The 26,945-nt window shown below is 62.8% G+C and carries 19 protein-coding genes; 11 read left to right on the top strand and 8 right to left on the bottom strand.

Annotation, left to right across the window (positions count from 1 at the left end; translation table 11 throughout):
• Position 1: 1 nt before the first annotated feature.
• Complete coding sequence (locus tag INT40_RS02630) at positions 2-316, bottom strand: hypothetical protein (RefSeq protein WP_193095410.1); 315 nt, start codon at positions 314-316, stop codon at positions 2-4.
• A complete protein-coding gene (locus tag INT40_RS02625; RefSeq protein WP_101569762.1) occupies positions 313-1,893 on the bottom strand; it encodes an acyl-CoA carboxylase subunit beta in 1,581 nt (526 codons plus the stop codon). Before INT40_RS02625 ends, INT40_RS02630 begins: the two co-directional genes overlap by 4 nt.
• 67 nt (positions 1,894-1,960) lie before the next feature.
• On the opposite strand from INT40_RS02625, the gene INT40_RS02620 reads away from it, so the two are divergent.
• The gene (locus INT40_RS02620; protein ID WP_193095409.1) at positions 1,961-2,908 is read left to right on the top strand and encodes a biotin--[acetyl-CoA-carboxylase] ligase; all 948 of its coding nucleotides are present in this window, start codon (positions 1,961-1,963) and stop codon (positions 2,906-2,908) included.
• Positions 2,905-4,509 carry an adenylate/guanylate cyclase domain-containing protein gene (locus tag INT40_RS02615; protein WP_193095408.1) on the top strand — a complete coding sequence of 535 codons (1,605 nt, stop codon included), beginning with the start codon at positions 2,905-2,907 and terminating at the stop codon, positions 4,507-4,509. Before INT40_RS02620 ends, INT40_RS02615 begins: the two co-directional genes overlap by 4 nt.
• Positions 4,510-4,838: 329 nt before the next feature.
• Here the strand turns inward: INT40_RS02615 and INT40_RS02610 are convergent, their stop codons facing one another.
• The 3 genes from INT40_RS02610 to INT40_RS02600 form a co-directional block, all read right to left on the bottom strand.
• Positions 4,839-7,571 (bottom strand): DNA topoisomerase (ATP-hydrolyzing) subunit A, encoded by a 2,733-nt coding sequence (locus INT40_RS02610; RefSeq protein WP_193095407.1) that lies wholly within the window; start codon positions 7,569-7,571, stop codon positions 4,839-4,841.
• A 307-nt stretch (positions 7,572-7,878) separates the two neighbouring features.
• On the bottom strand, positions 7,879-8,433 hold the full coding sequence (locus INT40_RS02605) for a TetR/AcrR family transcriptional regulator (RefSeq protein ID WP_101569766.1): 555 nt from the start codon (positions 8,431-8,433) through the stop codon (positions 7,879-7,881).
• Positions 8,434-8,706: 273 nt separating this feature from the next.
• The gene (locus tag INT40_RS02600; protein WP_193070765.1) at positions 8,707-11,379 is read right to left on the bottom strand and encodes a bifunctional GNAT family N-acetyltransferase/acetate--CoA ligase family protein; all 2,673 of its coding nucleotides are present in this window, start codon (positions 11,377-11,379) and stop codon (positions 8,707-8,709) included.
• A 122-nt stretch (positions 11,380-11,501) separates the two neighbouring features.
• On the opposite strand from INT40_RS02600, the gene INT40_RS02595 reads away from it, so the two are divergent.
• The 9 genes from INT40_RS02595 to manA all read left to right on the top strand — a co-directional run bounded on the left by INT40_RS02595 (position 11,502) and on the right by manA (position 24,314).
• Positions 11,502-12,089: a DUF5998 family protein gene (locus INT40_RS02595; RefSeq protein ID WP_101569768.1), complete on the top strand. Its 588-nt coding sequence runs from the start codon at positions 11,502-11,504 to the stop codon at positions 12,087-12,089.
• Complete coding sequence (locus tag INT40_RS02590) at positions 12,089-13,252, top strand: alkaline phosphatase family protein (RefSeq protein WP_193095406.1); 1,164 nt, start codon at positions 12,089-12,091, stop codon at positions 13,250-13,252. Before INT40_RS02595 ends, INT40_RS02590 begins: the two co-directional genes overlap by 1 nt.
• 35 nt (positions 13,253-13,287) lie before the next feature.
• Positions 13,288-14,595, top strand: a complete 1,308-nt coding sequence (locus INT40_RS21115; protein ID WP_193095405.1) for a methyltransferase — start codon at positions 13,288-13,290, stop codon at positions 14,593-14,595.
• Between the two features lie 130 nt (positions 14,596-14,725).
• Positions 14,726-15,907: a 5-(carboxyamino)imidazole ribonucleotide synthase gene (locus INT40_RS02580; protein ID WP_413463545.1), complete on the top strand. Its 1,182-nt coding sequence runs from the start codon at positions 14,726-14,728 to the stop codon at positions 15,905-15,907.
• A 121-nt stretch (positions 15,908-16,028) separates the two neighbouring features.
• On the top strand, positions 16,029-16,502 hold the full coding sequence (gene purE, locus INT40_RS02575) for a 5-(carboxyamino)imidazole ribonucleotide mutase (RefSeq protein ID WP_180958884.1): 474 nt from the start codon (positions 16,029-16,031) through the stop codon (positions 16,500-16,502).
• A gap of 37 nt (positions 16,503-16,539) precedes the next feature.
• Positions 16,540-17,688, top strand: a complete 1,149-nt coding sequence (locus tag INT40_RS02570; protein WP_101569772.1) for an acyl-CoA dehydrogenase family protein — start codon at positions 16,540-16,542, stop codon at positions 17,686-17,688.
• A 263-nt stretch (positions 17,689-17,951) separates the two neighbouring features.
• Positions 17,952-19,472, top strand: coding sequence for an LCP family protein (locus INT40_RS02565; protein ID WP_193095404.1), 1,521 nt, complete (start codon positions 17,952-17,954; stop codon positions 19,470-19,472).
• A gap of 262 nt (positions 19,473-19,734) precedes the next feature.
• Positions 19,735-22,638 (top strand): NlpC/P60 family protein, encoded by a 2,904-nt coding sequence (locus tag INT40_RS02560; protein WP_226830656.1) that lies wholly within the window; start codon positions 19,735-19,737, stop codon positions 22,636-22,638.
• 362 nt (positions 22,639-23,000) lie between these two features.
• Positions 23,001-24,314: a mannose-6-phosphate isomerase, class I gene (gene manA / locus INT40_RS02555; protein ID WP_101569775.1), complete on the top strand. Its 1,314-nt coding sequence runs from the start codon at positions 23,001-23,003 to the stop codon at positions 24,312-24,314.
• Positions 24,315-24,713: 399 nt separating this feature from the next.
• On the opposite strand, the gene INT40_RS02550 is transcribed toward manA, so the two are convergent.
• Genes INT40_RS02550 through INT40_RS02540 form a run of 3 tightly spaced genes read right to left on the bottom strand, consistent with a single transcriptional unit; the run spans position 24,714 to position 26,893 of the window.
• The gene (locus INT40_RS02550; protein WP_101569776.1) at positions 24,714-25,379 is read right to left on the bottom strand and encodes a CoA transferase subunit B; all 666 of its coding nucleotides are present in this window, start codon (positions 25,377-25,379) and stop codon (positions 24,714-24,716) included.
• 12 nt (positions 25,380-25,391) lie between these two features.
• Entirely contained in the window at positions 25,392-26,180 is a 789-nt protein-coding gene (locus tag INT40_RS02545; RefSeq protein WP_101569777.1) for a CoA transferase subunit A, read from the bottom strand.
• Entirely contained in the window at positions 26,168-26,893 is a 726-nt protein-coding gene (locus INT40_RS02540) for a hypothetical protein (protein ID WP_193095403.1), read from the bottom strand. Before INT40_RS02540 ends, INT40_RS02545 begins: the two co-directional genes overlap by 13 nt.
• Positions 26,894-26,945 lie beyond the last annotated feature (52 nt).

The raw sequence follows: 26,945 nt of genomic DNA, 5'->3' as shown, positions 1-26,945 counted from the left end.
CTCAGCGTCCCAGCGTCTGCGTCCAGGCCTGAGGGAGTCGTCTGCGCACATTGCGGCGGGGTGCGCTGAACCCGGCTCGGCCGTGTTTCGTCGTCTCCATCAGGTCCAGAGCCGCCGCCTGGTTGGCAGCGTAGGCAAGGGCCACCTGGCGGATCGCAACGACGGCCGCCACCGCTGCAGCACTGGCCATGTCGTCGCTGACGGGCTCACCGTCGTGTGCTCGCACCTGTGACCGGTCCTCGACCGAGGCAGGTGTGGCCTCATCGACGATGTCTTCGACGGCTTCATCGACGGGTTGTTGAACGTCCTCACTCATAGTGGGATGTTACCGTGCTTGCGCGTTGGAGCGTCAACATGCTTGTTCTTCAGCGCCCGCAGCCCACGTACGATCCGGTTCCGAGTCTCACTCGGTTTGATGACCGCGTCGATGTAGCCTTCTTCGGCCGCCAGGTACGGATTGAGGAGTGCATCCTCGTAGTCCTGGATGAGTTCGTCACGCAGCGCATCGACGTCTTCGCCTGCCTCACCGGCGGCCTTGAGCTTGCGCCGGTAGACGATATTCGCCGCGCCCTGTGCACCCATGACCGCGATCTGAGCACTGGGCCAGGCGAGGTTGATGTCCGCGCCCAGCTGCTTCGAACCCATGACGCAGTACGCTCCACCGTAGGCCTTGCGGGTGATGAGCGTGATCAGCGGGACCGTCGCCTCACCGTAGGCGTAGATGAGCTTGGCTCCGCGACGGATGATGCCGCTGAACTCCTGGTCGGTGCCGGGCAGGAAGCCGGGCACGTCGACGAAGGTGAGGATCGGGATGTTGAAGGCATCGCAGAGGCGCACGAAGCGGGCGGCCTTCTCCGAGGCATCGATGTCCAGCGTTCCCGCCAGCTGCATCGGCTGGTTCGCAATGACGCCGACGCTGACACCTTCGACGCGACCGAAGCCGGTGACGACGTTCGGGGCGAAGAGTTCGGAGACCTGTAGGAACTCAGCGTCGTCGAGGACGGTGGTGACGACATCGAGGATGTCATAGGGCTGTGAGGGCGAATCCGGCATGAGCGAATCCAACGCTTCGTCCTCGGGTGCGACGGACAGATCCGACTCGAACTCGTCGGCATCGGCAGGGTCGAGGTTGTTCTGGGGCAGGAACGAAAGCAGGTCGCGCACATAGTTCAGCGCATCGTCCTCGTCGCTGGCCAGATAGTGAGCGTTGCCGGAGACGGTGTTGTTGGTGCGGCCACCGCCGAGCTCCTCATGGCCGACCTCTTCGCCGGTGACCGTCTTGATGACGTCGGGGCCGGTGATGTACATGTGGCTGGTCTGATCGACCATGATCGTGACGTCGGTGAGTGCAGGGGAGTACACTGCTCCGCCGGCAGAAGGCCCCATGATCAGTGAGATCTGCGGGATCACGCCGGAGGAGGCCACGTTGAGGCGGAAGATCTCGGCGAACAGGGCGATCGATCCGACGCCCTCCTGGATCCGGGCACCACCGGAGTCGTTGATGCCGATGATGGGGCATCCCAGCTTGATGGCGAGCTTCTGGACCTTGACGATCTTGCGTCCATTCGCCTCGGCGAGGGAGCCACCGAGGACGGTGAAGTCGTGAGCGAACACGGCCACGGTCTTGCCCTCGATCGTGCCCAGACCGCAGACGACACCGTCACCGTCGGGGCGGTTGTTCTCCATCCCGAACTGGTGGTTGTGGTGGCGTGCGAACTCGTCGATCTCCTGGAAGGAGCCCTCGTCGAGGAGTGCTTCGATGCGTTCGCGAGCGGTCTGCTTGCCGCGGTTGTGCTGGTTCTCCACCGACTTCACATTGCCGGTGTGGGCCGCATCCCGGCGCTGGACGAAAGCGTCGATGCGCTCAACTGTTGTACGTGGGGTATCCGTCATGCCTCCACAATAACGACGCACGGTGCGATCATTGTGTACTCTCGCCAAAAGAATCTAAAGTGGACTGGTGAACAGCCAACACATTCCCCTCCTCGTCGATGTCGATTCCCTCCGCAGTAAGGCTGCGGACCGCGGCTTCGAGCTACCTACTGTCATCTGGGACGACGTGTGCTCGTCGACGAACGACGAGCTGGCTGGGCTGGTTCGGGGGCAGTCCACCCTCACCGACTTTCCCACCGATCGCACCCGCCAGATTGCCACGGCTGATGGTGTCGACCTCGCGAAGGTGCCTGGCCAGTTCTCCGTGTACGGCACCGATCATCAGAACGCCGGCCACGGTCGACTGGGGCGGACGTGGACGGTCCCGCCGCGTCGTTCACTGACGTTTTCGATCCTCCTGGAGCCGGGTGCCGCCTTCGATTCGTGGGGGTGGATTCCCCTGCTCGCCGGTGAAACAGTGCGAGCCGCCATCGCCGAGGCGGGTGTGCCTGCCGTACTCAAGTGGCCCAACGATGTGCTGACGACGGATGGGAAGAAGCTGTGCGGGATCCTCGCCCGGGTCGAACCCTTGCCCACAGGCCCGCGGATCGTTCTGGGGATGGGAATCAACACTCGTCTGCTGCGTGAGGATCTGCCTCGTGAGAGTGCCAGCTCAATTGCGATTGAGACGGATACGGACGGTTCAGAAGTTGCTCATGAAGACTTGTTAATCTCGATTCTGAGCACACTGATTCCTGCCTACAGAGAGCTTGTCGAGTATGACGATGACGATTTCAGCCGCAGCTCAGTCGGCTGTGAGGTGCGTGCGAACATGGTGACTCTGGGGACACAGGTCAGGGTCGAACGCCCCGACGGCAGCAACCTCTTCGGCCGTGCCACAGGGCTCGACGCCAGCGGCGACCTCATCATCGACAATGACATCTGCGTCAGCGCAGGCGACGTCCACCACCTGCGTCCGGCCGAGGACGGGGCAGGGTCAGGATCTGCAGGAATGGAAGCTGGGGGCCGCAGATGACGGGCGTCTCGGACTTCACCGCAGAATTCAACACTATCCCCGAGCGCGATTCCGATGGCACCGACGACATTTCGTCGAACGGCATGGATTCTGACGACGCAGCTTCAGGTGGGACAGGCTCGGCAGGGACTAGCGCAGCTGGGACAAATTCAACTGGGACAAACACAGCCGAGGCAGCTGCCGACGAATCCACTGAGGTGGAGGACAGTGCGGACCCAGAGGACTCATACCATGGCCTGAACTCGATTCCGGTGATCACGGAGGAACAGATCGACTCGTCACCTGGCTCGGCCGCCGCCCATGCCTCACCTGCCGCCTCGGCGCCTCCCTCGGTTCCCGGCATCGAACACGGTGACGAAGACCTGCCTGCCACCTCGGTGATGTCGACGAGTCCGCGGGCAGAGGACGGGGCATCGGATGACGAAGAGTCCTCGGGCAGCGAACCGGTCGATGAACATGGTGGGGACTTCTTCGAAGGACTGCACGAAGATCCGCGCACCGCTGCCCTGCAGATCGTCGACGAGGCAGACGAAGACGAGGACGACACCGTCTACGAGACCCGCAGTGCAGCCGAACGGCTCGAGGAGATCCTCCTCGACGGCAAGCGTGTGCTCGACCGGCGTGAAGCGGCGAAACTCGGCGGCATCTCCACGGTCTCCGCGCGCAAGATGTGGCGAGCATTGGGAATGTCGCAGACGGACGGTTCGGAGAAGGCCTACACCGTCAGCGATGCCCATGCGCTGCGCATGTGGGCCAAGCCCGTGGCCGACGGGCTCATCGATCAGGGCACAGCGCTGTCTTTGGCCCGCGCGATCGGCCAGACCACGGATCGTCTCGTCGTGTGGCAGATGGAGACCCTCGTCGACTTCCTCACCGAGGAGAAGGGCCTGACCGATCCCGAAGCTAGACGCGATGCGCTGCAGGTCGTCGAGGACATGGTCGACCCGCTGCAGAAGATGCTGACGTATTCTTGGCGGCGCAACCTCGCCGAGGTGATGGGCCGGCTCAACGTCAACGTCTCCGACGGCCTGGCCATGGACAACCGGCAGGGCTGGTACGACTCGTCGATGCCGTTGGCTCGCGCAGTCGGCTTCATCGACCTCGTCTCCTATACGCGTCTATCGCAGAAGATGGAACCGCGACAGCTGGCGAACCTCGTGCAGGAATTTCAGGGCATGGCCTACAACATTGTGGCCACCGGCGGCGGTCGAGTCATCAAGACCGTCGGCGATGAGGTGTTCTTCGCCGCCGAGACGCCGATGAGCGGAGCGGAGATCGCGATGACGCTGATGGAGCGGGTGACAGCGGCCGAAGACCTGCCGCAGGCCCGCGTCGGCTTCGTCTGGGGCAGAGTCCTGTCCCGGCTGGGGGACATCTTCGGTTCGAGCGTGAATCTGGCCGCTCGGCTGACCGCCGTGGCTGACCCTGGAACGATCTTCACCGACGAGGACACAGCTCGGGTGCTGTCTGCATCCGATGCCTACGTGTTCGAGCGACGCGAGTCTCTGTCACTCCAAGGCTTGGGGGAGACCGGCATCGGTGAAATGAAGCGAGGAACGGCTGCCCGCATGCAACTGGACCTCGACGACGACGAGAGCTGAGTCAGCCCCCAGCGAGCATTACGCGCCGGTGGGCGCATCTCCTATCCGTATGTGTGCCTCAGGCCGGTGCTTCGGCTCGCACCACGCAGCGCTGCGTCTGCGCGGCACCACTGGCTGCCTTTTGGCACGGTTAGCTGTAAGTCTTACAGGTGCAGTGGTTGTTTTTGCCCGTACGGGTATCACGTGTGAAGTGGCATGTGATTACGGTCACTGTTGGCGGCAGGGTGGCTTTCCCCTGCAACTTCCTACCCAATTCTGCAGCGCGGTGCTCAGTGCTGGTCTCAGGACAGGTCAGAGCCCACGCTTCAGAACTGGATTCAGCTCAAGCCTCAGAACAGTGCTGTGTCGTCATCATCGTCATGGGAGACGATGACGGCGCCGTCGGAGTCGATCTTCGAGCGGGCGATCTCTTCCTTCGCCTCGTCGAGATCGGGTCGATCGTCAAGGTCGAGATCGAGGCCGTCGAAGCTCGTTGCCAAGCCTGGGGTGCGCGCCGCAGCAGAGGACGATGCCCCCTCGCCTGCGCCGTCTCCCGCGCCACCGTTACCCTGAGCATCGGTACCCTCACCAGCACCCGCCGCACCCGCAATAGCATTGTCGGCGGCGCCGAGGCGGGGGACCGTTCCGATGACATCGATCTTGGATTCGAGGGGCGAGCCCGTGGCATCGCGTTTGGACGTCTCGGCCGGAAGGGTCCTGGCTCCTCCGGCTTGGGCAGCGGCCTGCGGGGTGTCGCCGACCCAGGCCAGAGACAGCTCGGTTTCGCCCTTGAGGAACTTATGGGCACGCACGCCCGAGGTGGCACGACCCTTGGTCGGGAACTCGGAGAAATCGCTGACCTTGATCGATGACGATGGTGCGCCATAGAAGTTCTCACCGCTGGCGATAGTGACCACAGAGAACGTGCCGATGCTGGTGTCGGCATCCCCGTCTTCGTCGGTCTTGGCCTCCTTGGGCGTCATTCCGAAGAAGAGAGCGCGTGCATCGGCTGCGACCTTCATTCCCGCCACACCTGAGGCGTTCCAGCCCTGGGCCCGCAGCCCGGAGGCGTCGAAGGCCAGCAGCTGTGCATTGGAGGTTACGAACACGGCCAGAGACTCATCGATGTCCTTCGGCTGAGCGACTCCGATGACGGAGTCCTTGCCCTTGAGCGTGATCGCTTCCCATTCGCTCTTGTTCCGCTGTGTGGCCACAGATACGCGTTTGACGACTCCGCCTGCGGTTCCGAGGACGAATTCGCGGTCGAGGTCGATGAGGCCGAGGACGGTCTCATTCTTCTCCAGGCTCACGTAGTCGGCGATTTTGACGCCTCCGGCGACATTCGGACGTGTCGCGGCCGGCGGCAGGGCCGGCAGGTCGACGACGTCGACCATGTGCAGACGTCCTGTCGAGGTCACCGCGCCGACCTTGCCCTGAGTCATCGACACGATCTCTGAACGCAGCGCATCATGGCTCGAGCGCTTCCCGATCCGCTGCAGAGCCGAGGCATCAGCAGTTCGGGCGATGCGCCCGGAAGTCGAGAGGAGGACTCGGCAGGGGGCGTCGGCGATCTTGAGGTCCGATTGAGCCTTCTTGCCCTTGGCGGAGAGCTCCTTCATCGAACCTTCGATGAGGACCGTGCGCCGAGGTGAGCCGATGGCTTCTGCCGTTGCTTCGAGCTCGGTGGCGACGAGTTCGCGCAGTTTGGCCTCGTCGGCGAGCAGCGCCTCGAGGTAGTCGATCCTCTTACGCAGTTCGTCGCGTTCGGCCTCTAGCTCGATGCGCGAGAACTTGGTCAATCGGCGCAGCTGCAGGTCGAGGATGTAGGTGGCCTGGAGCTCCGAGAGTTCGAATACATCCATCAGGCGCGTGCGGGCGGTGGCCGCATCGTCGGAGGAGCGGATGAGTTGGATGACCTCGTCGATGTCGAGGATCGCGATGAGCAGACCCTCGACGAGGTGGAGGCGGTCCTTGGCCTTGCGCAGCTGGAACACGGTGCGGCGGCGGATGACGTCGATGCGGTGGGCCAAGTAGACGGTCAGCAGCTCGCGCAGTCCCAGGGTCCGCGGCTGGCCGTCGACGAGGCAGACGTTGTTCATGCTGAACGATTCCTCGAGCGGGGTCTGCCGGTAGAGCTCAGCGAGGACTGCCTCCGGATTGAATCCGTTCTTGATGCCGATGACCAGGCGCATTCCGTTCTTGCGGTCCGAGTAGTCATCGATCGAGGCGATGCCGGTGAGCTTCTTCGCGCCGACAGCGTCCTTGACCTTGGCCACGACCTTCTCGGGCCCCACCAGGTAGGGCAGCTCGGTGACGACGATGCCCTTGCGGCGGGCATTGATGTTCTCGATCGAGACCGTGGCCCTGGTGCGAAACGTTCCGCGGCCGGACTCGTAGGCTTCGCGGACACCGTCGAGTCCGATGATCCGGCCGCCGGTGGGCAGATCGGGTCCGGGAATGAAGCGCATGAGCTCGGCCAGGCCGGCCTCGGGATTGCGGATCAGATGGCAGCAGGCGGCAATGACTTCGCCCGGATTGTGCGGGGCCATATTGGTGGCCATGCCCACGGCGATTCCGGAGGTGCCGTTGATGAGCAGGTTCGGGAACGCACTGGGCAGAACATCGGGCTGGGTCAGCGTGTTGTCGTAGTTTCCGACGAAGTCGACGACGTCTTCATCGAGGCCGGCGATCATCTGCATGGAGGCTGAGGTCAGCCGGGCCTCCGTATAGCGCGGGGCGGCAGGACCGTCGTCGAGGGAACCGAAGTTTCCGTGGCCGTCGACGAGCGGCACGCGCATGATGAAGTTCTGGCTCAGGCGCACCAGCGCATCGTAGATCGCGGTGTCACCGTGAGGGTGGAGTTTGCCCATCACATCGCCGACGATGCGGGAAGACTTCACGTGGCCGCGCTCGGGGCGCAGGCCCATGTCTCCCATTTGGTAGACGATGCGTCGCTGGACGGGCTTCAGTCCGTCGCGTGCATCGGGGAGGGCACGGGAGTGGATGACCGAGACCGCATATTCGAGGAACGAACTCTCCATCTCTGACGAGACGTCGACATCGATGACTCTGCCTTCGGTCATGGAACTCCTTTGACGCACGAATTTTCCGCTCCGGGTGCCCTCTCACACACCGAGGCTCGGCATCGACAACGGAGAGCACCTGTCGATTCTAGCGTTCGATTTGAGTTCTACGGCTCAAGCCCGCTTTTCGAGGCGTCCGTGTCGTCGTCTGCGGAGGCCCCGTGTCGTCACCTGCGAGGGTCCGCCGCATCATCTGCGAAGGCCCGTGTCGTTTCGAACTGTGCCTGCGCCTGAGCACTGTGCTGGGCTCAGGGCTTTGTTCAGACCCGTGCTGTCAGAACGGCCCAGGCGGGATGCTCAGTGAGCTTCAACCCTGCTTTCGCGTGGCGTTCATCCAGGTCAGGAACTGCCCCATGAACGTGTCGATGTGAGCGCGGTCGGCCGTCCCTGAGATCAGTTCGGTGATCATCATTCCCATCACCGAGCTGTTTATCGAACGCGCCATTTCAGCATCGACTTCGGCCAGTCGCATCACGAACTCGTCGATCTTCGCCATGTTCTTCTGCTTCGCAGCCAACGCCTCATCCGGAAGTGCGGGATCGAGGCTGAGCATGATCATCGTATAGAAGCGATTGCGGTCCGTTGTCAGCCAGTTCATGCAGAAATCGACGGCGATTTCCTGAGCAGGCTTGTCGTTGGCGCGGAACGAGTCAGGCAGGCGTTCAAGCTGTTGCGAGTTCAGGTCTCCGATGCGCTCCATGATTCCGGTGATCAGCGCATCACGCGTGCGGTAGACATTCGAGGTGGAGCCGACGGGCAGCTCGGCCAGGGCATCGACTGCCCTGTGGGTGAGTCCACGAACTCCCTGTTCGGCGACGACGGCTATGGCGGAGTCGGTGACGACGTCTCTTCGTGAAATCATTTCTTTTGGGCCTCATTCTCGTGAGGCACCTGCGGTGCAGGTGCCTTGTGGACGGTGGATGACCAGCAGCTGGCCACAGACTATGGCCAATGTTTGGCCTCACACTAAAACACGAATCCATAACGTTTCGTGTCGAACGGATACAGACACTACCTGCAATAGAGAAGAATTGGTATAAGACTCGCCAAACTTCCAGTCGGTTCCCACTTAATGAGTCATATCTGCATTCCTCGGACACGTCAGCTGAACAGAAGTGACATTTCATCCGAGGGATCAGCTCAGCAGTCTCCGCGTTGAATCGATGCGTGTGGAATCGGTGAGCAGCTCAATCCTCACACTCAGCAGATGTCCGCCGGTCACGGTGGCGACCATGGGATGGATTTCGAGTTCGAGAATCTGCGGATGCCTCTCGACGAGTACCGACAGACGTTCGATTACGTCCTTCAGCGGGTCGATGTTCACCGGTGGCAGGCCCCGATACCCGAACAGCCTCGGTGATGATTTCACCGATCGGATCATGTCTTCGGCATCTTTATCCGTCAGGGGAGCCACGCGATGTTCGACATCGCCGAGCAGTTCGGTCGTATCCCCGGCTAGGGAGAACGAGAGCAGCGGCCCCAGCAGGTGGTCCTCGCCGGCGCGGATCACGCAGGGCACGCCTGGGGGCGCCATAGCCTGAACGTCGACCAGCGGATTCTCCTCGACGAGGAGGGAGCTGATGGTCTCCTGGATCGCTTGGAAGTCCTCGCGCAGCTCTTCCGGTGAGTCGATGTTCAACCGCACACCTCCGAGCTCCATCCGGTGGCGCAGGGTGTTCGACACTGCCTTGAGCGCAACCGGATAGCCGATCTCATCGGCAGCGGCCAATGCATCGTCCACCGAGGCGGCTGTGATGTGGGGCAGCACCTCGATTCCGTAGCAGGAGAGCAGGGAGCTCGCCTGGTCTCGGTCGAGCCGGACGGGTTTGCCCGGCCCAGCATCGGAGAGTACCGATTCGATGATCGAGCGCACACCCTTGTCGTCGAGATCCTCGACCTCAAGGAAGCGACCGTGGTCGGCACTGCGCCACCGCGAATAGTCGGTGGCGCGGGCCAGAGACCACACTGCATCCTCTGGACCGACATAGCTGGGCACGGTGTGCGAGTTCCGCGTGCCCTCGCTGTCGCTGAGGTGGGTGGTCAGCTCATCCTGGACACCCTGGATGCCGAGGAAGCAGGCCACGGTCGTCTTCTTCGAACGAGCCGCCGCCTCGGAGAGGTGAGCCGCGATCTCGGACTCCTCGGCCCCGGCCGAGGGGGTGAAGGTGACGATCACGGAGTCAATGTCCTCACGGGCATACATGGCCTCGAGCTCGGCCCGGAACGTTTCGGCCTCGACCTCAGGGTGGAGCGACACAGGGTCAGTCTCGACGTGCAGCCCCTCGGAGCGGGCGCGTTGGATCACGAGGGTGGCCATCGCCGCCGAGTTGCCGATGACTCCCAGTCGCCTGCCCGCCGGCAGAGACTGGGTCGAGAACACCTGGGCCAAGTCGTAGAGTTGGTGGATCGTATCGGCCCTGATCACCCCGGCCTGGCCGAGCACCTGATCGAGGGTGTTCGGTGCCAAGGATGAGGTGCGCACGATGTGGCCGGGCGGCAGTTCCCGTCCGGTGAGGTCGGATTTGATGACGATGACCGGTTTCACTCGTGAGACCCGGCGGGCGATGCGGGCGAACTTGCGCGGGTTGCCGATCGATTCGAGGTAGAGACCGACGGTCTTCGTCGCCGGATCTTCCTCCCAGTATTGGAGGACGTCGTTGCCGGAGAGGTCAGCGCGATTGCCAGCGGAGACGAACGTGGAGATGCCGAGTCCGCGCTTCTTCGCCCCCGCCAGGAGTGCGGTGCCCAACGCTCCCGACTGGCTGAATAGACCCAGCGTGCCGGAGGCCGGCAGGAAAGGGGCCAGCGATGTGTTCAGCGAGATGTCTTCGGCTTCGTTGACGAGGCCGAACGAGTTTGGGCCGACCACGCGCATTCCGTAGGCGCGAGCGGTGGAGACCATCTGGCGCTGCAGCTCAGCACCGTCCTCACCGGTCTCGGCAAAGCCGGAGGAGATGACGAGGACCGCTTTGACCCCGTGGGCCGCGCACTCCTGGACCACCTCGGTGGCGGATTCCGCGGGCACCGCGATCACGGCCAGGTCGGCCTTGCCCGGCAGATCGCCAAGGCTCGGGTACGCCTGGACTCCGGCGATCTGGTCGACTTCCGGGTGGACGACCCACAGATCGCCGGTGAATTTCGCGGCGGTGATATTGCGGATGAGGAGATGGCCGGTGGAGTTGCGTTTGCGGCTGGCGCCGATCACCACCACCGAGGTGGGGTGGAGGACCGTGCGCACGCTCAGTGCCTCGGCACGGTGCTCTCGGGAGGCCTGGACCTCGATGGACCGTGCGGTGGGATCGATGTCGAAGTTCACGGCCACGACGCCGTCATCGAAACCGCGGGACACCTCGTAGCCGGCGGCCTGGAAGACCTGCAGCATCGAACGGTTCTGAGGCAGCACCTCGGCGGTGAATTTGCGGATCCCCAGATCCCGGGCCGCGGCGGCCAGATGCTCCAGCAGGATCGAACCGATGCCGCGGCCCTGGTGGGCATCGGCGATGTTGAAGGCCACCTCGGCGGATGTGGTCGAAATCTTGTCGAAGCGACCGACGCCGATGATGTCGGACCCGACCAACATGATCATCGCCACTCGTTCTCGGTGGTCGACGTTGACGAACCGCTCCAGATCGCGCTTGGGCAGCCGGGGCAGAGGAGCGAAGAAACGCAGGTAGACGGACTCGGGCGACTGCGCCTCGTGCATCTTCGACAGGGCGTCGGCATCGGCAGGGACGATGGGACGAAGATGGGCGGTTCCCCCGTCGCGCAAGACGACATCGGCTTCCCACTCGGCAGGATAATTTTCCATGACCCCAGCATAAGCGGACAGCGAGGATCTCCGGCCGAACATCAACTGGAAGGTGGCAGAACGGGAGCCGAAGGAATAAGCCCAAGTGGGAAGAGACGGGCGAGTACGGCACAATGGTAGTCATGGCTTTACCCGAAGTTCTCGTCCACGATCTGCAGTCGGCCGGATACTACCCACAGCTCACACAGGGGATTCTGGCGGATTCTCTGTTCGACGAACCGGTTCTGGCTCACTTCGTCCACATCGACACACACGTCGACATCGAATCCATCCACCGTCACGTCACGGCCTTCGTGCTCACCGAAACACGCCTACTGCTGGCGCACGTCGACGATGACCCGAACGTCGTCCCCGGCTCCAAGCCACGGGCCGTGACGAGCAGCGAAGACATCGAACTCGAACGCCTCGGCACAGTCATGGTCGGCCGGACCTTCGCAGACCCCGCCGGATACATACCCGGAGACAAGCCGGTCGAGGTGTCTCTGACCATGTCCTGGGGCGCCTCACGGCGCATCGAAGCCTTCCCGGAGACCTGCGGCGATCCGGACTGCGCGGCCGATCACGGCTACGGCGGATCCATCTTCTCCGAAGACGTCATGCTGCGCGTATCCGCCGAGGCCGAAGGTCAGTCCGCAGTCGACCGCATCGCCGAATTCGCCGGAAAGCTGCGGGCCGCCGTGTTCCAAGCCAGGCTCCGGTCCCGCCGCTGATGGCAGCTGCGACCACCTCACCCCTGACAGGGCCGCCCGACTATTCGGGACCTATCCTCTCCGACGTGGTCCCGGCTGCGGCGCTCAGCCTCGGCGCAGGAGACATCTTCGATAACACTGCCCGGGCTCGGGCTGCGTCTCTGGGGCTGGACCGGGATTCGAGGACGACGATCGTGGTCCTCATCGACGGTATGGGAGAGAGCCAGCTCAAGCAGTACAGCGGCTACACACCCTTCTTCCGGTCCCAGGCTGCCTCGCGACGGACTCTGTCCACGGGATTCCCTTCGACTACCGCGAACTCCCTGTCCTCACTGGCCACAGGGCGACTGCCCGGCGGCCACGGCGTCGTCGGATACCGAGTCCTCGACCCGGCCAAAGATGCTGTGTTCAACCAGCTGACCTGGGACCTCGACGTCGACCCGGTCTCCTGGGTGCCCGACGCGACCCTGTTCGAACGCCTCACCGAGGTCGAGGTCGACGTCGTCAGCCTCGGCGAGGCCAAATTCGCCGGACGCGGCCTGAACAGAGCCTCTCTGCGTGGGGGACGGTTCCGTGCCTCAAAGACTCTCGAACAGCGCTGTGCCCAGGCCATCGAAGAGGCGAAGGCACCCGGTCGTCGTCTCGTCTATCTCTACTGGGGCAACCTGGATAAGACCGGCCACGTCTACGGATCGAACTCCTCGCAATGGACCGAAGAGCTCGAACACGTCGACCTGGCACTGTCGCAGCTGGCCAACGATCTGCCAGCCGATTCGACGATGATCGTCACCGCTGATCATGGAATGGTCGACATCGACCACAATCTGCGCCTCGACCTCGCCGATGCTCCCGCACTGCGTACTGGTGTCAGACATGTCGGCGGCGAACCGCGCGCGATCCACCTCTACGCCGAGGACGGTGCTGAGGCCGATGTCTACTCGGCCTGGACCGAGACAGTGGGGGACAGGGCACTCATCCTCAGCCGCGATGAGGCCATCCGACGCGACTACTTCGGCCCCGTCGACCCCCGGTTCCGACAGCGCATAGGCGACTTCATGGTCATCTGCCAGGACGAATTCGCCATCGTCGACTCGGACAACGAATCTGTCTCCGCGATCGCGCTCATCGGCCATCATGGTTCGACGACGGAACGCGAACTCCAGATTCCCCTGCTCGTGGTGTGACGGGTCTCGTTGAACGCTGCATTCAGGAGCCCCCAGTGACCAGAGTCGACCCTTCCGCAACCGGGAGCGGCCCTTCCGCGACCGGTCCCGACCCCTCAGCGGGCGGACTCGTTCCTTCAGCGACCGGGCTCGACTGGACCGAGGGCGGAGCTCATCGTGCGGCGAACTGGCATTCGGAGAACCAGTCCGCACCTCCGGGACAGGTCATCGTGGTCAGCGATGACATCACTGCCGATGCCGCCTACCGGCTGGCCCGGACCGGGACCGGGCTGCTGTGGCGCGGCGACTATCACAACGGCCGTCAGCTGCTGCAGGCGATGGACCGCCGCTTCAAACGCCATAGTGCACGCCGGGGAACCGGCAAGCGGGGCGGCGATAGACAGGGCGCTGATGGGAGAAGTGCAGGCCGGCACGGAGTCGACCAGGCGGAAGGCCGGCGCAAGGGCGGGGCCGAGGCCTTCGATGCACAGCGTCTCTACATCGCCGATCGTGCTCGACTGCTTGGTGCACTGATCGTCGAACTCGACGATGACTACCGCCTGAATCTGCGCCGCGCCCCCGATGTGAGCCTGGCCTGCGAAGCTGCCTACGGCCCGTCGACGGGCCCGATGTGCGTCTCCATGACCGAATTGAACGGGGTCCTCAGCGCCTACCAATGGCAGCTGAAGGGTGTGGCCATTCCCGCCCTCGGCGAGGACATCCACCCGCGCTACGGTGTGTTCTCCCCGATCCGCGGAGAATACGTCGACCTCGTCGCCCAGACACCACTTCCAGACTCCAGTACGGACAGTTCAGCGCCACCCGATACGGCCTTCGACCTGGGTACCGGTACGGGCGTGCTCGCCGCTGTGCTGTTGCGCCGTGGTGTGAGTCGGGTAGTGGCCACGGACATCAATCCTCGTGCCGTGGTCTGCGCTCGCGAGAACCTGGAACGCCTCGGACTGAGTCGAACCGCCGAGGTGGTCGAGGCCGATCTCTTCCCACAGGGGCGAGCCGACCTCGTCGTGTGCAACCCGCCCTGGCTGCCTGCCCGACCGACATCTGCCCTCGAGGCCGGAATCTATGACCCCGGCTCCGATGTGCTCCACCGATTCATCGACGGCCTGGCCGCGCACCTCTCTCCTGCCGGCGAGGGATGGCTGATTCTGTCCGACCTCGCCGAACACCTCGGCCTGCGAACCCGCGAAGCTCTGCTGGAGCGCTTCGCCGAAGCAGGGCTGCGGGTCCACGATCGGCACGACACCACCCCGCGCCATCCCCGTGCCTCTGACACCGAGGACGAGCTGCACAAAGCTCGCGGGGCCGAGGTCACGTCGTTGTGGAGACTGCGTCGCTCCAGCTGAAAATGGGCTCCTCAGCTGAGCCCGGGACTCGCAGAAGGAACCCGTGCGTCTCATGTCCGCGGCGGGCGATAGGATGGCAGACGTGACTTTTCCTCGTGTTGGTGTCATTGGCGGCGGCCAATTGGCACGTATGCTTGCCCCTGCCGCAGAAGCCCTCGGCATCCGCTTCTCAGTTCTCGCTGAGACCGCTGACGCCCCGGCCACCCAGGTCATCAATGAGGTGAGCGTCGGAGACTATACGGACTTCGCGACCCTCAAGGCCTTCGCCGAGACAGTGGATGTGGTGACCTTCGACCATGAGCATGTTCCTCCCGAACATCTGCAGGCCCTCGCCGATGCTGGCCATGCGATCCGACCTGGACCCCAGGCCCTCATCTTCGCTCAGGACAAAATCCTGATGCGCAGGAGGATGGACGAACTCGGGCTGCCGAACCCCGCCTGGGCCGAGATCACCTCACGCGCCGATGTCGAAGCCTTCGCGCAGCGGGTCGGTTTCCCTTTCATCCTCAAGACTCCTCGTGGCGGCTATGACGGCAAGGGTGTGCGAGTCATCGACACTCTCGATGAAGCTCTGACTTGGCTCGACGAGGTCGGGCAGCTGCTCGCCGAGGAGAAGGTGGACTTCACCCGGGAGCTTGCCGTCATGGTCGGACGTTCTCCGATGGGCCAGACCGCAGTCTGGCCCGTTGTTGAGACCTGGCAGCAGAACGGTGTGTGCAAGGAAGCCATTGCTCCCGCTCCGGGGCTCGCAGTCGAGAAGGCGACGGAGATCACCGAGGCGATCCTCAAGGTCGCCGGGGCGCTCGAGGTCACCGGTGTGATGGCGATGGAGCTGTTTGAGACCGCCGAAGGCTTCCTCATCAACGAATTTGCGATGCGTCCCCACAACACGGGTCACTGGACTCAGGACGGGGCCGTGACCAGTCAGTTCGAACAGCACCTTCGCGCGGTCCTCGACCTGCCCCTGGGCAGCCCCGCGGCCCGGGAGGATGTCTCCGTGATGGTCAACATCTTGGGTGCTGACCATGAAGACCTCTTCCACCCGTATCTCCATGTCATGGCACACGACCCCGCTGTGAAGGTCCACCTCTACGGCAAGGGCGTGCGCCCGGGCCGAAAGGTCGGCCACGTCAATGCCTACGGACAGGACTCGGACCTTGTGCTCGCTCGTGCCCGTCACGCGGCGGACTTCATCGCCGGCGTCGACGTCGACCCGCATCCGAAGATGCCGGCCCCTGCGAATCTCGAAGCGACACCGGCCGCCGGCGACTCCGGTGGCGTAAGTGCCACCTCCAGTGACGAAAGGGCCTGATATGCCGCACACGAATGACGAGAACTCCACGACGAACGAGACCCCAGCTGTCGACGAGACCTCCGGGACCACCTCGGCGACGGGCTCTGCGAGTTCCGTGCCCGCTGTCGTCGGGATCGTCATGGGATCGGATTCGGACTGGCCGACGATGAAGGCCGCGGCGGAAGCGCTCGAGGAACTGGGCATCGACTCCACCGCGGAGGTCGTCTCCGCCCACCGCATGCCCGAGGACATGGTCGAATGGGCCAAGACCGCAGCAGATCGCGGCCTGCGCGTCATCATCGCCGGAGCTGGGGGAGCGGCCCACCTGCCCGGAATGATCGCCTCGATGACCTCACTTCCGGTCATCGGCGTGCCCGTCCCGCTGAAGTACCTCGATGGCATGGATTCCCTGCTCTCGATTGTGCAGATGCCCGGAGGGGTCCCCGTGGCGACGGTCTCCATCGGCGGAGCCAAGAACGCGGGACTGCTCGCCGCCCGGATCCTGGGCGCCGGTGACACGGCAGCAGCGGCGGAGATCCGCGGTCGACTCGACGACCATCGGAGCCAGCTGCGTCAGGTCGCTCTCGACAAAGGGCAGGCACTGCGGCGATAATAGTAGTACTTAACGATCGATCAGTTATAGGAGAATGATGTTCGACCTCTACCAGCCCAGCGAAGAACACGAAGAGATCCGCGCGGCAGTGCGCAACGTCGTCGAGAAGAAGATCACCCCCTTCGCCGCCGAGGTTGACGCCGATTCCCGCTACCCGCAGGAAGCCCACGACGCGTTGGTCGAGACCGACTTCTTCGCCGCCCACATTCCCGAGGAGCACGGCGGAATGGGTGCCGACGCGCTGGCAGTTGCCATCATCATCGAAGAGGTCGCCCGTGGATGCGCTTCGTCTTCTCTCATCCCAGCGGTGAACAAACTCGGCAGTATGCCGGTCCAGCTCGGCGGCAGCGAAGAGATCAAGGCGAAGTACTTCCCGCAGGTCGCCCGCGGCGAGGCCGGATTCTCCTACGGGCTCTCCGAGCGCGAAGCCGGATCCGACACGGCTTCGATGAAGACCCGGGCCATCGCCGATGGCGACGACTGGGTCCTCAACGGAGTCAAGACCTGGATCACGAACGCCGGCGTTTCCGATTACTACACGGTCATGGCCGTGACCGACCCGGACGGTGCTCGCGGACGCAACATCTCCGCCTTCGTCGTGGAGAAGTCCGATGAGGGCTTCACCTTCGGCGAGAAGGAGCGCAAGCTCGGCATTAAGGGCTCACCGACGCGCGAACTCCTCTTCGACAATGTTCGCCTGCCCGGTGACCGCATCATCGGTGACCCAGGTGAGGGCCTGAAGATCGCTCTGCGGACACTGGACCACACTCGCGTCACGATCGCGGCTCAGGCCGTCGGCATCGCCCAGGGCGCGCTGGACTATGCGCTGGGCTACGTCAAGGAGCGTCAGCAGTTCGGCAAGAACATCGCTGAGAACCAGGCCATTCAGTTCATGCTCGCCGATATGGGCATGAAACTCGAGGCGGCGCGTCAGCTCACGTACACCGCGGCAGCCAAGAGCCAGCGCTTCGATGACGACCTCACATACTTCGGCGCAGCGGCGAAGGCCTTCGCCTCGGACGCGGCCATGGAAATCACGACCGATGCCGTCCAGCTCCTCGGCGGGGCCGGCTATGTCGTCGACCACCCTGTCGAGCGGATGATGCGTGATGCGAAGATCACACAGATCTACGAAGGCACCAACCAGATCCAGCGCATGGTGATGGGCCGTAAGCTCATCGGCTGATGTTTCAGCAGGTGAGAGCGCTCACCGCACGAAAGAAGGCCACCGCCTCCAAGTGGTGGCTTCCTTCGTATCTGTGATCAAGTACTCCTGGAACGACGCGACATGCGCAGGCGAAATGTGCCGGAATCCACGGCTCCCACGCGCCACAATGGATGAACACAGTGGACTCTCCAGAAGGTTTGGCACAGTGGTCTGTGTCGCCGCGGGCCTCAGGTCAGGGCGGGTGGCCATAACAGCAGCGAGCGCGAGGTAAAGGTAGGTCAGTGGCCGAAACGAGATACGTCGACCCCATTCATCATCCCTCGTACGCTTCACAGCCGACGCGGGATGTACGGGCGTGGATCCTTCTCCTAGTCACTGTTCTCATTCCTGGGGGAGTGCAGCTGCTGTTCCGGGCTCGCCGCTGGGCCAAGATCTCACTGTCGATCACCGCGATCAGCTGGATCCTTACGATCATTGCTCTGATCGTGATTCTCATCGACAAGAAGTTCCTCTTCACGATCGGCACGAATCCATTCCTGCTGACGTTCCTCACAATCTGGCTGCCGGTCATCGCCATCAACTGGATCGTGTGCCTCTTCGACACGCTGCGCCGGATCAAGCTGGTCACACTCTCGGCGCGGGCGCGCAAGCGCTTTGTCGCCGCATTCTGCGCCCTGGTCCTCGTCGTTGTCGGCCCACTGGCCTGGGGCACCACTCTGCTGGATTCCCAGCGCGGACTGATGGCTGGCCTCTTCGCCTCCGGAAAAGCGGCGAAGCCCGTCGATGGCCGCTACAACATTCTTCTCCTCGGCTCAGACGCCGGCAAGGGACGCACCGGAATCCGTCCGGATTCGCTGTCCCTGGTCTCGATCGACGCGAAGACCGGCAAGACGGTCATCGTCGGCCTTCCACGCAATATGGAGAACGTGCCCTTCCCCAAGGGCTCCCCGCTGTACAAGCACTACCCACAGGGGTTCAACTGTGGTGACGAATGCCTGCTCAATGCCGTCTTCCAGCAAGGCGAGCGACACAAGGACGAGTTCGAGGACCCGAAGCGGGCAGGGGAGCAGGCCACGATGGATGCTGCCTCGGCGATCACCGGTCTCGAAGTCCAGTACTTCGCCATGGTCAACCTCAAGGGGTTCGAAAAGCTCATCGACTCTCTCGGCGGGATCACGCTGGTCTCAGGCAAGCGAGTCCCCATCTCCTCGAAGGTCGATCCGACGACCGGCGAGCACGGTCCGGTCAAGGGCTGGATCGAGCCGGGCAAGCAGAAGCTCGACGGTTTCCACGCATTGTGGTTCGCTCGCTCGCGGGAGTTCTCCAGCGACTACGAGCGGATGATCCGGCAGCGCTGCGTGCAGACGGCGATGGTCAAGCAGCTCGACCCCGCTACTGTTCTCACCCGGTACCAGGAGATCGCCAAAGCCACACCAGGCGCACTGTCGACGGACATTCCCTCCTCCGAGGTGGATGATTTCGTCGATCTCGCGCTGAAGGTGAAGTCGCAGAAGATCGAGTCGCTTGACCTCACTCCGCCCAACGTGACACCATCACACCCTGATTTCGACACCGCCCGGACCTTGATTGCGGACACGATCGAAAAATCGTCCAAAGAGTCTGAGAAGGACAAAGACGCTCAGGCGGCGCCAGGTGGCAACTCTGCAGCTCTTGCAGGGGTCAATGCGGGCCGTGGTCTCTCGGCTGGCAGTGACACCCGGGTCAGTGCTCAAAGTGGAAGCGAAGGCGGCTCTGACGAGGGCCAAGAGAGCGCAGAGAGAGCTATCTGCTACGTTCCCTGAGGTTGCGATGACCCAGGCGGTCTTGTGAGGCTGACGACAGAAGCCGGGAATCGCAGCCGTTTGCCAGAAAAACTTTCCCTCGGTGTGTCCCTTGCAAACACTGGGAACCACACTGGTGTAATTTGATTAATTTGTAATTTGGCTAGTGTGACACGCCGTATATGTGTAACAATTTTGAGATGTTGGGATTACCCACCGTCCTGCCAACGGTGAGATGATTCCAGGGCCTGAACTTCCCTGACTTCCTCGAAAAGGCTGAACGATGAAATACTTATTGCCCACAGTCGCGGGCTGCGCAACAGTCGCACTCGTCGGCACCTTAGCGGTCACGGCACCGACTGCCTTCGCGGCATCGACTGAGCCGGAAGTGACCCAAGAGGCGCTGAGCGTGAGCGAAGACGGACTCAATGTCCCCGGCGCCCGTGATTCCAGTGACTCCTCTGCCAGCGTTGCCAACCAAAGCACAACCAGCAATCTGCCGAACATCTTCAAGTCGCAGACGGCTGCCGCCTCGACGCAGGTGCCAGCCTTCGTCAACGCGAGTTCCGGTGCTGCTGCCGGCTCCACAGGGTCGATCAATCCCGTCTCTGCAGGACTGTCCTCACCTGAGGGTGCAGGCGAAGCGGCTGCATCGGAAGACTCCGCGCCGAAGGCTGACCCATCGGCGTCTGCTGAAGAGTCGGAGAAGAAGGATGGAGCGTCCGATGGCGAGACATCCAAGGGCTCCGAATCTTCTGAGGACTCGAAGGACAGCGACGACATCTCGGGTTCGGTACGTCAGAAGACCGAGGACGGCGTCAACATTGCGCTGATCTCCGACGTTCTCGACGTTCCGACCAACAACCCGAGCCTCATCGGATTCACCTTCTCCCAAACGCAGTCCAATATCCGCATTCAGGTCCGCGTCAAGAGTGGTTCTGATTGGGGTAACTGGGAGTCTCTGGATGAGGAGAAGCAGGAGCAGGCGAAGAACGAAGGCTCCGAGCCGTTCACCGTCAACCGTGCCTCGGGTGTGCAGATGCGCATCCTGGGCGACAAGGCTCCCAGCGACGCCGAGCTCGTACTCGTCGACCCGAAGCAGAATCCCAACGATGCTGCCGCCGTGGCGGAGAATGCTCCTGTCGAGATCGAACCGCAGAACTCAGATTCCGCCGAGACCGATGCCGACACCTCGGAGACGAGCTCCGGCTCGACCGCCGATGCTGCGAACACCGAGAATGTGGCTGCATCGGGTCAGGCCGCGGTCACCAATCAGAACTACGTTCCCGGATCTTCTTCCGTGAACAACGTGGCGAAATCGGCCAAGGTGCCGAAGCCGAAGATCGGTTCGCGCTCCTCCTGGGGTGCCAAGGCATACAAAGGCAGCCCCGACTATGCCAGCGGCATCAAGCAGGCGGTCGTTCACCACACCGCAGGTTCGAACAGCTACTCTGCTGAAGACGTTCCCTCGGTCCTGCGCGGTATCCAGTCCTACCACCAGTCGGGTCGCGGCTGGAGCGACATCGGATACAACGTCATCGCCGATAAGTACGGTCGCCTCTGGCAGGCCCGCGGCGGCGACATCAAGAAAGCCGTCGTCGGTGCCCACGTTGCCGGACACAACACCGGAACATTCGGCATCTCGGTGATCGGCTCCTATGACAAGTCGGCCCCGCCGAAGAAGACCCGGGACGCAGTCGCCTCGGCGATCGCCTGGAAGCTCTCACTCGATGGCGTCAAGCCGAGCAAATCGACCGTCGTCGCACACCGCGACCTCGCGAACACCAGCTGCCCCGGTGATGCCTTCTACTCCAAGATGGGCGAAATCCGCTCGACTGTCACCAGCATCACGAAGTCCGGCGAACTGCCGTCCGACAAGAAGAAGGACGACAGCAAGAAGAAGGACGACAAGAAAAAGGACGACAGCAAGAAAGACGATGGCAAGAAGAAGGACGATGGCAAGAAGGCAACGCCGAAGCCCAAGACTGCCATCGACAAGTACGCTGCCGACCACACGAAGGAACTCGGCAAGGCCACTGGCAAGGAACACGATGTCAAGGGCGTTGACGGGGCACGTACCCGCAGCTACGAGAAGGGCAACGTCTTCTGGTCCAAGAAGACCGGTGCCTACCACCTGACCGGTGCGATCAAGAACTCGTATAAGGGTGACGTTGTCACCCGGTTGGGCCTGCCCACCTCGCAAGAGAAGGGCGGCCTGAAAGACGGGGGATCGGCACAGTCGTTCCAGAAGGGCAAGATCTACTGGTCCAAGGACACCGGTGCTCACTACACCACCGGCACGCTCCTGAACTATTGGGCTGACAAAGGTACCGTCAAGGGACACCTCGGTTACCCCACCTCAGACCCGGTCTACAAGGACGGCAGAGGCGAGCAGCTGTTCGAAGGCGCTCGACTTGTCTGGGCCGAGGGATACGGGACTACGGAGTTCTCGCCCAAGGGAACCATTGAAGGCGGCGTAGTCGACAACAATGGTCCGGGCGATTCCGATGATGCCAACGCTTCCGGTGGTGCCGATGAGTCGGCGCCACCGGGCGACAAGGCCACCGATGGCGGTGCGGCTGCAGACTCCGGGGAAGGTTCTACAGACGCCAAGGCTGACGACAAGGGTTCCAAGGATGACAAGTCCAAGGCTGATGACAAGGCCAAGGACGATAAGAAGGACGACGGCAAGTCGAAGTCTGACAAGCCTAAGGACGATAAGAAGAACGACAAGTCCAAGGATGGCGACAAGTCCAAGGACAGCAAGAAGGACAAGCCGAAGGACAGCAAAAAAGACAAGAAGGACAAGCCGTCCAAGGCTGAGAAGATCCAGGCTCAGCGTGACTCCATCATCAGCGAAGCGAAGGGCCACCTCGGCGTGAGGTACGTCTGGGGTGGAACCTCTCCGACGAAGGGCTGGGACTGCTCTGGATACACCCAGTACGTCTATGGCAAGCACGGCATCAAACTGCCGCGTACAACCAGCCAGCAGCGCAACGCGGGGACGGTCATTCCGGTCAGCCAGGCCAAAGCAGGCGATCTGATCTGGATCCCAGGCCACATCGGCATCATCTCTGAAACCAAGGGGCAGATGTACGATGCGGGCTCGACCCGGACGAACACGATGAAGCGCAGCTACAGCTGGATGCTCAATCGTGGAGCGAAGGTCATCCGCGTAGTCGGCTGATCACAGCGACCTCGCCTCAGCTAGGAGCTGGGTGAGGCTTCGCAGAAAGTCCCACTGTCTCGTGGCCGGTTCTGAAAGGAACCGGCCACGAGACGTTTTGGTCTCCGGACCATGCACCGCCCGGTCCCAGTTCTCCTCAGGCCGGAATTGCGGACCGCCTCACTCTTCTCGTCCGGCCATCCCCATGTGCTTTTCTATTCGCCCTGGTCGCACCTGGTGAACAGCAGATGTCCTTAGCTGAACAGTCAGTGAAGGTACTCCCGAAATCGATGATTAGTCGAGATGAACGCGCTAACGTGGAGAAACACGCACAGCAAGTGCGTATGTTCATCCGATGAGTCCAGCCGAAGGGGACCAAGACAGTGCGTCGATTGCACAATACGGTCAAGAATTTTGCGTGGGGCAGCACGGACGCGATCCCGGCAATCCTGGGAACCGCTCCCGACGGCACTCCCTGCGCCGAGCTGTGGCTCGGAGCCCACCCTATGAGCCCCTCCCATCTAGACGCAGGACAGTTTGATCAGCAGCGCTCGACGCACCGTTCCGCGCAGCAGGGGGCATCATCATCTCTGGACGTGAAGACGGCCAGCAATACGGTCGGCCCCAACCTCATCGAATATCTCGCCGGTGATCCAGACGGACTGCTGGGCCACGATTCGCTGGACGCCTTCGGGCCGCGTCTGCCCTTTTTGCTCAAGGTCCTCTCCGCGCAGAAGGCGCTCTCGATCCAGGTTCACCCGAATCCCGAGCAGGCGGCCATCGGATTCGCCCGCGAAGAATCGCAGGGCCCCGATCTCGACGCACCGACCCGAAACTACAAAGATCCCTCCGCGAAGCCGGAGCTTATCTACGCCCTCACCGAATTCCACGCGCTGACCGGATTCCGGTCGCGTAAGGCCGTGCGAGCAACCTTCGAACGTCTGCTCTCGCTGTCTCTGTCGCCGGTCTCCCTGGACTTTCTGGGTGATGTGGTCTCCGCGCTGAAGTCCCTGACTGAGGCCAAGGCTTTCGCCAAAACGGTCGAACTCGTCCTCGGCGACTCGCGGTCCGCTGCATTCGTTGACGAAGTCGCCGCGCAGGATCTGGCTGAACTGCCCGAAGGCCACATCAGCCGTTCGGGCACAGCCGTCGATCCTGCGGAGACCTTCCAGGAACTTGTGGCCGATTATCCCTCCGATCCCGGAGTGCTGGTGGCGCTCATGCTCAATCGCGTCCACCTACAGCCCGGGGAAGCCCTCGCGATGGAATCAGGCGTGCTCCACGCCTACCTGGGTGGGACCGGGATCGAGGTCATGGCCTCAAGCGACAACGTCCTGCGGGGTGGACTGACGAACAAGCACATCGACATCCCGGAGCTGGGCAAGGTTGCGAAGTTCACCTCGGCCACACCTCGGATGGTCGAACCCGACCGTGACGGAATCCTCCTCGGCGCGACCGAAGACTTCGCCCTGCAGTCGTTGCGCTGCCCACGACTGACACAGGTCGAACGCCGAGGCGCGAGCATCGCCCTGTGCACCTCGGGCAGCGTCACTCTGACGTCCCTCGGGTCCACAGTGACACTCGCACGTGGCCAGAGTGTGTTCATCGCGGCCAACGAGCCCACAGTGACCGCAGACGGCCATGGAGATCTGTTCGTGGCCACTACCGGTCTCGACGCTACGCTGCCCTCCGTCTGAACCAGCTGCGACTGGATCTCTCGAGTCTCTCGGATCGTTCAGATTTCGCGAGCACCCCGTACCGTGAGCAGCGGATCAACCCATTGCTGCGGTGGCGTCTTGCATGGAGTGTAGGTGGTGCTGAGTGAGCTGTTGTCCGTGTGGGTGACGAGGTGCTGAACGTCCGACGGTGCGTGGTACGCGGGACGGCGAATAGGATGATCGCCGACGGTTAAGAGGCGAAGCGCTCCCGCCCCATGACGCCTGCACCGCGCTTCGCCCCATGACGTCTGCACAGCATTCCTCGCACGTGAAAAGGGCCGCCCTGGGCCGAACTCCTCAAAAGGAATCGGCTCAGGACGGCCTCTTTTCAGACTGCCGGGACCACAGGACCCGGCAACCGCGCTATCGCGCGGTGATTCAGGCAGCGTCGACGCTGATAGTGGGGACGTCGTCGGGGACGTTTACCTCGGCGCCGGTCTTCTCCTTGACTTCCTCAACGGTGACCCCGGGAGCCAGCTCGACGAGGGTGAATGAGTCTCCGGAGACGTCGAGCACTGCGATGTCGGTGATGACACGGCTGACGACGCCCTTGCCGGTCAGCGGCAGCTCACAGCTGGGCAGGAGCTTGTGTGAGCCGTCCTTGGCAACGTGGTCCATGATGACGATGACGCGCTGCGCGCCGTGGACCAGGTCCATTGCCCCGCCCATGCCCTTGACCATCTTGCCGGGGATCATCCAATTCGCGATGTCGCCGTTCGTGGCGACCTGCATCGCGCCGAGGATCGCGGCATTGACCTTGCCGCCGCGGATCATGCCGAAGCTGGCAGCAGAGTCGAAGTAGGAGGCACCGGGGGCCATCGTGACGATCTCCTTGCCGGCGTTGATGAGATCAGGGTCGATCTCTTCCTCCGTGGGGTAGGGGCCGACGCCCAGCAGGCCGTTCTCCGACTGGAGGACGAGATCGACTCCCTCGGGCAGGTAGTTGGGTACGAGTGTCGGCATTCCGATGCCCAGGTTGACGTAGCTTCCGTCCTCGAGTTCCTGGGCTGCGCGGGCCGCCATCTGGTTTCTTGTCAATGACATATCTGGTTCTCCTCAGCCCTCTACAGCGGTTGGCTCTGTGCGAACGGTGCGTTTCTCGATGGGCTTGTCGGCCACCTGCTCCGGGGTCAGCTCGACGACGCGGTGGACGAAGATGCCGGGTACGTGCACGTCATCGGGGTCGATCTCGCCGGGCTCGACGAGCTTCTCGACCTCGGCGATGGTGATCCGAGCCGACTGCGCTGCCGGGGGATTGAAGTTCCGGGCCGATGAGTGGAAGACGAGGTTGCCGTGACGATCTCCGACAGCGGCGCGAACGAGCGCATAATCGGGTGCCAGCGATTCTTCGAGAACGTATTCCTTCTCTTCGCCGAAGGTATCGAAGACCCGGGTGTCCTTGGCCGGTGATTCCTTGACGACGTTGCCCTCTGTGTCGTACTTCCACGGCATGCCGCCGTCGGCGACCTGAGTGCCAGCTCCGGTGATCGTGTAGAACGCGGGAATCCCGGCTCCACCGGCACGCATCTTCTCTGCCAGCGTGCCCTGCGGGGTGAGCTCGACTTCGAGTTCACCAGAGAGGTACTGGCGTGCGAATTCCTTGTTCTCGCCGACATAGGAGGCGATGATGCGACGGAGACGGTGGTCGGCGAGCAGCAGGCCCAAGCCCCGCCCGTCGACTCCGGCGTTGTTCGAGATCACTTCGAGGTCCTTGGCGCCCTGTTCCTTGATCGCTCGGATCAGGAATTCGGGCACGCCGACGACACCGAAACCGCCCACGGCGATCGATGATCCATCTGCAATATCGGCTACCGCGGCAGCGGGGGTATCAACTACTTTGTCCATGTTCCCAGTCTGCCACGGACCTCGCCGAGGCTGCTCGCCAGGTCCGTAATGCGAGCCTTGTCCATCCCGTTGGCCAGCAGCGACTCACCGCCGCGCAGAAGATGGCCCAGGAATGTCGCCCACTCCTCGGGGAGGGGAGTCGAGTTCGAAACGAGGATGCCGACTTTGGAGTCCTTCGGTGCTTCGGTCCACTCGACCTCCTGGTCACCGACGATGAGAGTCCCGGTGGATTGGAGGCGCCGAGGCGTCACGTCGGGGTAGGCGCGGATCGCGGAGTTGACGTCGATGAAGTCCTCACCGACCGGGGTGCTCAGAGCCAATGCCGGTGGGTTGTAGACGAAGACCTCTTCAGCATCGGAGAGACGTTCATCGTCCTCGTAGCCCAGCGGCACGAAGGCATGGAAGTCACCTTCCGGTGCGGCCGAGGCGGCTGTTGAGGCCATCGAATCGTCGGACTGTGTATCTGTTCCCAGTACGACGCGACCATCGGCGAGGAGGACGGCAAGGATCGCGACGAGCTCACGCCAGTGCAGTCCAGCAGGCATCGGCACGAAGAGCGTGAAGTCGGGGCCGAGGTCGTAGTCTCCGAAGAGACCGACACCCTTGTTCACCCAGTTGGCCACGACCGGACCGGTGAGATCGAGTCGGTCGTAGTCAGGGCCGCGCCAGAAGAGGATGGGTCCGCCGGTGCGGCTGATGATGGAGAGATCCACGAGGGATGACCTGCTTTCTGGATGAGGATGAATCGTTCGATGCCTGCGACGT

It is taken from the genome of Brevibacterium sp. FME17, from assembly GCF_014897515.1.
GTDB lineage: Bacteria > Actinomycetota > Actinomycetes > Actinomycetales > Brevibacteriaceae > Brevibacterium.
Note: the sequence above shows the minus strand (reverse complement) of the source record. Positions and strands in the feature narration are given on the sequence as shown.